The organism is Pseudomonas sp. VI4.1 (assembly GCF_002029345.1).
Taxonomy (GTDB): Bacteria; Pseudomonadota; Gammaproteobacteria; order Pseudomonadales; family Pseudomonadaceae; genus Aquipseudomonas.
Window position 1 is genome coordinate 1 of record NZ_MULM01000042.1, and the last position, 7453, is coordinate 7453.

Below are 7453 nucleotides of genomic sequence, written 5' to 3' on the forward strand. Positions count from 1 at the left end.
AGGTTCCGTGTCGTTTGCAGATTTTGTGTACGACACAGAACCTGTGGAAGCGGGCTTGCCCGCGAAGAGGCCAGTCGAGGCACCGCAAATCCAGCTATTCGACCCGCATCTCCCCACTGAACACCAACGTGCTCCGGCAGCGCCGACACAAATACCGCCGCCCTTGCCGCACCAGCCCATGGCGTTGCGCCGAAAACGCAAAGTCGCTGTCGGCGCAGGGGCATTTGTAGATGTAGCGGGTCACCCTGCGGCGTTTGACGTCGTAGGTGTGGCAGCGATTGGGCGGCAGTTCGTACACGCCACGCATGATCAATTGCCACTCTTCGCCATGGGGCTGGATGCGGTCGCCGAACAACTGATGGGCGATCAGATGGGCCACCTCGTGGGCCACAGTCTGTTTAAGAAAATCTTCAGTGTTTTCCCGGTACAACTGCGGATTGAAACGCAGCATGTTCTCGTGCAAGTGCGCGACGCCGGCTTTTTGCCCGCGCAGCTTGAGGCTCACCACGGGGCGTTTGAAGGGTCGTTTGAAAAAGGATTCAGCTTGTTGGAAGCAGTCTTCGACGCGGGTATTGAGGTGCTCGGGCATGCTTGATGGATCTCCAGAGACGTCGAGTATGCCGCAACCCTCGGGGCTTGCGAATCGTCCAGGCGCCGAATGGTCACCACCGCTCACTGTCCTGAACACGTTAAAAGGCCGCCTGGCGGCGGCCTGTGTTGGCAGATCTGGTTTTTAGGTAAACAGCCTTGTCAGTTGGTATAGACCGGCCCCACGCCGAGTCCCCAGACAATCACGGTGAACGCCATGATGGCCACCAGCACCACCAGGCCTACGGCGAGTACCGAACTCGAAAACAGAAACCCTTCGTCCGACGGAATGTTCATGAACGTCGGCAGCCCGACATAGAGCAGGTACACCGTGTAGCAGATGGCCGCGGTGCCGACGATCATCCCCAGCCACATGTGCGGGTACAGTGCCGCCAGGCCGCCAATGAACAGCGGTGTCGCGGTATAGGTCGCAAACGCGACGCAACGGGCCAGGCTCGGGTTGGCATCATAGGTACGGGCCATCCAGTGGATGAACGCGCCCATCACCGCAACGCCGCCGAGCATCGCCAGGTACGACATGATCGTCATCCATAGCGCACTCTCTGTCGTCAGCATCACCGGCGCTCGATTGCCGATGACCCAGCCGACCTGTGTGGTCCCGATAAACGCCGACACCGCCGGGATGGCCGCCAGGATGAGCGTGTGGGTCAGGTACATGTGGCTGATGCTTTCCTCCTGGTCGCCACGAATTTCTTTCCATTCTTGGTCAGGGTGGGTGAATAGCCCCACTACGTGATGGATCATGCCAGTCACTCCTCTTGTTTTACCGTCGCCCCCCAGTGGAGCGCCTACGGGCCAAGGTGGCCGAGTAAGGAAAGGTCTGGATATGCATGCGACCTTATGTCGCAGTATAGAAAGGAGTTAACCCGAGGGCTTAGAGCAAATCGCGCTGTAAAAGCGAAGGGTAATCGCTGAAGGGTCTGTCACGATCAACCCTGTCGGCACCAGGGGATGGTGGCCACTTCGCCCCGGAAGGGTTTTTGCGTAAAATGCCGGCTTTTCGTCACACCTCACGGATTTCGCGTCATGGGCACTCTCACGGTCAACCAGAACAAACTGCAAAAGCGCCTTCGCCGCCAGGCCGGTGAGGCTGTCGCCGATTTCAACATGATTGAAGATGGCGACAAGGTCATGGTCTGCCTGTCCGGCGGCAAGGACAGCTACACCATGCTCGACGTGCTGATGCACTTTCAGAAGGTTGCACCGATCAGGTTCGAGATCGTGGCCGTGAACATGGACCAGAAGCAGCCGGGCTTCCCGGAGCATGTACTGCCGGCTTACCTCAAGACGCTGGGTATCGAGTACCACATCGTCGAGAAAGACACCTACTCGGTGGTCAAGGAGCTGATCCCGGAAGGCAAGACCACCTGTTCGCTGTGCTCACGCCTGCGTCGTGGAACGCTCTACACCTTCGCTGACCAGATCGGCGCGACCAAAATGGCGCTCGGTCATCACCGCGACGACATCGTCGAGACCTTCTTCCTGAACATGTTCTTCAATGGCTCGCTCAAGGCCATGCCGCCGAAACTGCGGGCCGACGACGGTCGCAACGTGGTGATCCGCCCGCTGGCCTACTGCAACGAAAAAGACATCCAGGCCTACTCCGACTTCAAGCAATTCCCGATCATCCCGTGCAACCTCTGCGGGTCCCAGGAAAACCTGCAGCGGCAGGTGGTCAAGGACATGCTCCAGGAGTGGGAACGCAAGACACCGGGCCGTACTGAAAGCATTTTCCGCAGCCTGCAAAACGTGATCCCGTCGCAATTGGCGGACCGCAACCTGTTCGATTTCACCAGCCTCAAGATCGACGAAACCGCAGCTTCGCGGTTCGTCAACGTCGTCAATCTCTGACACAAATTGTGTGGGAGCGGGTGTCGGTTTCTATTTCAATCCTCAGGAGAGGGCATGCGCGATTACAAGTGGCTGCACGAATACTGTCTGAACCGCTTCGGTTCAGCGGCTGAACTGGAAGCCCATCTGCCCGTTCCCAAGACCCCGGCGCAATTGCGCAAGATCAGTGATGACCGCTACCTGTCGACCATGGCGCTGCGCGTGTTCCGTGCCGGGCTCAAGCACAGCCTGGTGGACGCGAAGTGGCCGTCGTTCGAAGAGGTGTTCTTCAAGTTCGACCCGGAAAAAGTCGTGCTGATGAGTGCCGAACACCTGGAGCGCCTGATGCAGGATGCGCGGATCATCCGACACCTGGGCAAGCTCAAGAGCGTGCCGCGCAATGCGCAGTTCATCCTCGATGTGGCGCATGAGCAGGGCAGCTTCGGCGCCTTGATCGCCGATTGGCCGGTGACCGATATCGTCGGCCTGTGGACTTACCTGAAAAAGCACGGGCATCAGTTGGGCGGGTTGTCGGCGCCGCGGTTCTTGCGCATGGTCGGCAAGGATACCTTTGTGCCGAGCTATGACGTGGTGGCGGCGTTGAATGCACAGAAGATCGTCGACAAGGTGCCGACCAGCCAGCGGGACCTGGCGTTGGTGCAGGATGTGTTCAATCAGTGGCATGAACAAAGTGGCGGGCGGGCGATGAGCCAGATTTCGATGATGCTGGCTTACACCGTGAATCATTAGTACCGAGGCGCGCCCTTCGTCGGAACGCCGCCCGGACCAAGCCCGCTCCCACATTTGACCGCATTCTCATGTCGAATACGGTCAAATGTGGTGCGGGCTTGCTCGCGAAAGCGCCAGATCAGGCGACCGAGATCTCACCTTCTCCGGCCAACCGACGATTCAACTGAAACCGCCACCGCACAAACAACAGCGCCGAGCAGAACACCGCCAGGCTCGCCCCCATCTCCAGCAAACCGAACAGCTGCCGGTTCGGGTCGAACGCGGCCAATGCGCCCTTGATGAAATACAGGTTCACCACAAAGCACATCCACGAATGCCCGCGCGCTGCCGATGATCATGCCCGGCGCCAGCAACAGCAGCGGCACCAGCTCGATCAGCAGAATGACCCAGGGCCGTGCGCCGTGCAGGTCGGCGACGACCAGGTAGTAGGCGCACAGCAGCCCCACCAGGCCGAGGAAACACAGCAGGCTGACGGCTCGCATCGCGCGCACGCGCGGCTCCAGCCATTGGATGGAGGGCAGTATCTTCGGCTTTTTGGCCACCTCAGCTCTCCAGTTTCTGTGCAGTGCGGGCCAGGCGCAGACCCAAGGCCCGGCACAGTGCCACTTCATGTTCATTCAAGCCGCTTTTGCCATCAGCCCCGGCGTGGTGGCTGGCGCCATAAGGCGTGCCGCCGCCGCGGGTTTCCAGTAACGCCGACTCGCTGTACGGCAGGCCGGTGATCAGCATGCCGTGGTGCAGCAGAGGCAGCATCATCGACAGCAGCGTGGTTTCCTGGCCACCGTGCAGGCTCGCGGTGGAGGTGAACACCCCGGCCGGTTTGCCCACCAGGGCACCGGTCAGCCACAGGTTGCTGGTGCCGTCGAGGAAGTATTTGAGCGGCGCCGCCATGTTGCCGAACCGGGTCGGACTGCCCATGGCCAGGCCTGCGCAGTTTTTCAGGTCGTCGAGGCTGGCGTACAGCGCGCCTTCGTCGGGGATGTCCGGCGACACGGCTTCGCATTCGGTAGAAATCGCCGGCACCGTGCGCAACCGGGCTTCAAGACCGGCCTGCTCGACGCCCCGGGCAATCTGCCGGGCCATTTCATTGGTCGAACCGCTGCGGCTGTAATACAGGACCAGGATATAGGGTGTGCTCACGGCAGCAGCTCCAGCACATTCTCCGGCGGCCGGCCGATGATGGCTTTGTCGCCGACTTCGAGAATCGGTCGCTCCATGAGTTTCGGGTGCGCGGCGATGGCGGCGATCAATTGCGCCTCGGTCAGGCTGCTATCGGCCAGGTTGAGGGTTTTGTATTCGTCCTCGCCGGTGCGCAGCAGTTGCCGGGCGCTGATGCCGAGCTTGGTCAACAGGCTCTGGATTTGCCCGGCGTCCAGCGGGGTTTCCAGGTAGCGGACCACGGTCGGCGCCAGGCCCCGGGCTTCAAGCAGTTCGAGCGCACCGCGGGATTTCGAGCAGCGCGGGTTGTGATAAAGCGTCAGATCGGTCATGTGCGGGTCGCATCTTGCGTAAGGTGGCGGCTATTCTAACTGGGCAGCGCGTAATCCAGAACCTTGGGAGGCAATGGGTCGCGGCAGTATTCTTTTTTTGACAAGGATCACGACATGACAAGACGACTGGCTGCGGCATTGGCGATCATCGGGGCGCTGGTGCTGGGGGGCTGTGGCAATGACTATGGCATCGACCAGAACGGTCGGAAAATCGCTGCCGAGCGTCTGGACAAGCAATGGCTGGTGCTCAACTACTGGGCCGAATGGTGTGGGCCGTGCCGTACCGAAATCCCGGAGTTGAACGCGCTGGCCGATCAGCTCCAGGACAAGCAGATCGGTGTGTTCGGGGTCAATTTCGACAATGTCCAGGGCGAGGAGCTAAGAAGCGCCAGTGAGAAGTTGGGGATCAAATTCACGGTGTTGGCGCAAGACCCGGCCGACCTGTTCGAACTGCCGCGCAGTGAGGCGTTGCCGGTGACCTATATCATCGATAACAAGGGCAAGGTGCGGGAACAGTTGATGGGCGAGCAGACAGCGGCGGGGGTGATGGCGAAGCTGGAGGCGTTGCAGGCGACTAACTGATCGTCGGTGCGCAGCTGCGATCCCCTGTAGGAGCCGGCTTGCCGGCGAATGCGGTGTGTCAGGCAACATATATGTTGGCCGTTCCGCCGCCTTCGCTGGCAAGCCAGCTCCTACAGGGGGGGCGTCGGATCAACCCTCTTCCAGCCACCAGCGCAACGGCTTGCCTTCGGCCGGCCAGAAACGCATCTGGTCGATCGGCGAAATATCCCAGCGCTGCACATTTTCCAGCGCCTGGAGAAAACGCTGTTCCTGCTCCATCAACGCCGGCGCACACATTTTGCGGGTGCTGCCGACCTTGCCGAAGCTCAGCTTGTCGCCGTCCAGGGTGTACGGCGCGAACCAATGGTTGCAGCCGCCGTTGCCGTAGGCCCGACCGTCGTCACCGAGGGTGATGGTCAGGTGGCTGTAATCCATCAACGGACGTTCGCCGATCCATTCCAGTATGTAGCTGCGGTTCTGTTGCAACTTCACCGGTTCGGCGGCGCAGCCCAACAGGCTGGCGCCAACCATGGCGCTCAGAACAAGGCGTTTCATCACGCAGGCTCCTGGCAGGTCGGGCACAGGTGCTTCTCGCCGGCAGTGGTCCAGCCCAGCTCGGCAATCCGCGCGGTGGCGGCTGGCTTTTCGGCCTTGTTGCCCAGCTTGGCGTCGACCGCGAATTCGAAGCTCAGCACTTTGGCGCAGCTGTCGCAGTTGACTTTCCAGGTGTGGATCGCCAGTTCGCCGAACACCGGACCACTGGCCACCGCAACCCATTGGCCGGGCGGGTTGATCAGGTGGCGAACCGTTTCGACGGTCAGGCGCATGGACAAGTCCTTGCTGCCTTTGAGGGTCACCACCAATACGTCGTTATTGCGAATCGAGCCGCCGTTGCCGGTGACTTGATATCGCCCCGGTACCAGGGCGCGGCATTCGGTGAGGGTGTGTTGCGGGTTCATCAGGCTATAGCGGAAATCGTGTTCGACCATGGGTCCTCCAAATATGCGCGGCATGCTAGCACGGACATCAACGCAGCACTGCGCGGGCGAATGACCTTCGATCTGGTTCAGCCGGCATCAACCTGATTCTGAATATTGCCGGCAGCCCAGGCCGCAATGTTCTGCAGGGTGGTCGCGGCAATCGCGCCCAGGGCTTCGCGGGTCAGGAAGGCCTGGTGTGCGGTAATGATCACGTTGGGAAAGGTCAGCAGGCGCGCCAGTACATCGTCCTGCAGCGGCAGATCGGAGCGATCCTCGAAGAACAGCTGCGCCTCCTCTTCATACACGTCCAGCCCCAGATAACCCAGTTGGCCGTCTTTCAACGCATCGATCAGCGCAGGGGTATCCACCAGGCCGCCACGACCGGTATTGATCAGCATCGCGCCCCGTTGCATGTGCGCCAGTGACTCGCCATTGATCAAATGTTTGCTCTGCTCGTTGAGCGGGCAATGCAGGCTGACGATCTGCGACTCGGCCAGCAACCGCGGCAAGCTCAAGTAGCGGGCGCCGAGGGCCTCGACCTGAGGGTTGGGAAAGGGGTCGTACGCCAGCAACCGGCAGCCGAAGCCGTGCATGATTCTGGCGAAGGTCGCGCCGATCTGTCCGGTGCCGACCACGCCGACGGTCTTGCCGACCAGGTCGAAGCCGGTCAGGCCATGCAGGGTGAAATCGCCTTCGCGGGTACGGTTGTAGGCGCGGTGCAGGCGGCGGTTGAGCGCCAGGATCAGCGCCACCGCGTGTTCGGCTACCGCATGGGGCGAGTAGGCCGGGACCCGTACGATCGTCAGTCCCAGCCGCTTGGCCTCGGCCAGGTCGACATGGTTGTAGCCGGCCGAACGCAGGGCGATCAGACGCGTGCCGCCGGCGGCCAGGCGTTCGAGCACCGGGGCGCTGAGGTCGTCATTGATGAAGGCGCAGACCACCTCGTGGCGCTCCGCCAGCGCCACCGTATCGAGGCTCAAGCGCGCCGCTTGAAAGTGCAACTCGATGCCGGCGGGCAGGGCGGCGGCGAGAAAGCTGTCGCGGTCGTAGGTCTGGCTGCTGAAAAGAATGGTGCGCATGATGTCCTCCTTGTCCCGGCCCCCTGTAGGAGCTGGCTTGCCAGCGAAGGGACCTTCAAATTCAGCGTTGTTCTTGAGGCCGCCTCCTGTAGGAGCTGGCTTGCCAGCGAAGGGGCCAGGCACATCCAGCATCGATGTTGCCTGACACGCCGCC

At 61.2% G+C, this 7453-nt stretch carries 10 protein-coding genes and 1 pseudogene; 3 read left to right on the forward strand and 8 right to left on the reverse strand.

Translation table 11 applies throughout. From position 1 onward, the window contains the following. Window positions 1-94: 94 nt before the first annotated feature. Both BZ163_RS00715 and BZ163_RS00720 read right to left on the reverse strand, forming a co-directional pair. The gene (locus BZ163_RS00715) at window positions 95-589 is read right to left on the reverse strand and encodes a SprT family zinc-dependent metalloprotease (protein WP_128869404.1); all 495 of its coding nucleotides are present in this window, start codon (window positions 587-589) and stop codon (window positions 95-97) included. Window positions 590-750: 161 nt separating this feature from the next. Beyond that, window positions 751-1353, reverse strand: coding sequence for a Yip1 family protein (locus BZ163_RS00720; RefSeq protein ID WP_017340184.1), 603 nt, complete (start codon window positions 1351-1353; stop codon window positions 751-753). Window positions 1354-1635: 282 nt separating this feature from the next. Between BZ163_RS00720 and ttcA the strand changes: the two genes are divergently transcribed. After that, window positions 1636-2460 carry a tRNA 2-thiocytidine(32) synthetase TtcA gene (gene ttcA, locus BZ163_RS00725; RefSeq protein ID WP_128869405.1) on the forward strand — a complete coding sequence of 275 codons (825 nt, stop codon included), beginning with the start codon at window positions 1636-1638 and terminating at the stop codon, window positions 2458-2460. A gap of 54 nt (window positions 2461-2514) precedes the next feature. After that, window positions 2515-3189 (forward strand): DNA-3-methyladenine glycosylase I, encoded by a 675-nt coding sequence (locus tag BZ163_RS00730; RefSeq protein WP_128869406.1) that lies wholly within the window; start codon window positions 2515-2517, stop codon window positions 3187-3189. A 118-nt stretch (window positions 3190-3307) separates the two neighbouring features. Here the strand turns inward: BZ163_RS00730 and BZ163_RS00735 are convergent. The 3 genes and pseudogenes from BZ163_RS00735 to arsC form a co-directional block, all read right to left on the reverse strand. Further along, window positions 3308-3731: pseudogene (locus BZ163_RS00735) on the reverse strand (DUF2069 domain-containing protein). A gap of 1 nt (window position 3732) precedes the next feature. Then, complete coding sequence (wrbA, locus tag BZ163_RS00740; protein WP_128869407.1) at window positions 3733-4329, reverse strand: NAD(P)H:quinone oxidoreductase; 597 nt, start codon at window positions 4327-4329, stop codon at window positions 3733-3735. After that, window positions 4326-4679: an arsenate reductase (glutaredoxin) gene (arsC, locus tag BZ163_RS00745; RefSeq protein ID WP_128869408.1), complete on the reverse strand. Its 354-nt coding sequence runs from the start codon at window positions 4677-4679 to the stop codon at window positions 4326-4328. The genes wrbA and arsC overlap by 4 nt, the downstream gene beginning before the upstream one ends. A gap of 114 nt (window positions 4680-4793) precedes the next feature. Here arsC and BZ163_RS00750 point away from each other — a divergent pair, with 114 nt between their 5' ends. Then, window positions 4794-5261 carry a TlpA disulfide reductase family protein gene (locus BZ163_RS00750; RefSeq protein WP_128869409.1) on the forward strand — a complete coding sequence of 156 codons (468 nt, stop codon included), beginning with the start codon at window positions 4794-4796 and terminating at the stop codon, window positions 5259-5261. Between the two features lie 129 nt (window positions 5262-5390). Here BZ163_RS00750 and BZ163_RS00755 read toward each other — a convergent pair whose 3' ends face one another. From BZ163_RS00755 to BZ163_RS00765, 3 genes are all read right to left on the reverse strand, one after another. Continuing rightward, entirely contained in the window at window positions 5391-5795 is a 405-nt protein-coding gene (locus BZ163_RS00755; RefSeq protein ID WP_128869410.1) for an META domain-containing protein, read from the reverse strand. Next, window positions 5795-6229, reverse strand: coding sequence for a hypothetical protein (locus BZ163_RS00760; RefSeq protein ID WP_128869411.1), 435 nt, complete (start codon window positions 6227-6229; stop codon window positions 5795-5797). Before BZ163_RS00760 ends, BZ163_RS00755 begins: the two co-directional genes overlap by 1 nt. 77 nt (window positions 6230-6306) lie before the next feature. Beyond that, complete coding sequence (locus tag BZ163_RS00765) at window positions 6307-7299, reverse strand: 2-hydroxyacid dehydrogenase (protein WP_128869412.1); 993 nt, start codon at window positions 7297-7299, stop codon at window positions 6307-6309. Window positions 7300-7453 lie beyond the last annotated feature (154 nt).

Excerpts from the sequence above, each read along its gene's own strand:
- BZ163_RS00755 (WP_128869410.1), bottom strand. The coding sequence starts at position 5,795 with ATGAAACGCCTTGTTCTGAGCGCCATGGTTGGCGCCAGCCTGTTGGGC.
- BZ163_RS00720 (WP_017340184.1), bottom strand. The coding sequence starts at position 1,353 with ATGATCCATCACGTAGTGGGGCTATTCACCCACCCTGACCAAGAATGG.
- BZ163_RS00750 (WP_128869409.1), top strand. The coding sequence starts at position 4,794 with ATGACAAGACGACTGGCTGCGGCATTGGCGATCATCGGGGCGCTGGTG.
- BZ163_RS00765 (WP_128869412.1), bottom strand. The coding sequence starts at position 7,299 with ATGCGCACCATTCTTTTCAGCAGCCAGACCTACGACCGCGACAGCTTT.
- BZ163_RS00730 (WP_128869406.1), top strand. The coding sequence starts at position 2,515 with ATGCGCGATTACAAGTGGCTGCACGAATACTGTCTGAACCGCTTCGGT.
- BZ163_RS00715 (WP_128869404.1), bottom strand. The coding sequence starts at position 589 with ATGCCCGAGCACCTCAATACCCGCGTCGAAGACTGCTTCCAACAAGCT.
- ttcA (WP_128869405.1), top strand. The coding sequence starts at position 1,636 with ATGGGCACTCTCACGGTCAACCAGAACAAACTGCAAAAGCGCCTTCGC.
- arsC (WP_128869408.1), bottom strand. The coding sequence starts at position 4,679 with ATGACCGATCTGACGCTTTATCACAACCCGCGCTGCTCGAAATCCCGC.
- BZ163_RS00760 (WP_128869411.1), bottom strand. The coding sequence starts at position 6,229 with ATGGTCGAACACGATTTCCGCTATAGCCTGATGAACCCGCAACACACC.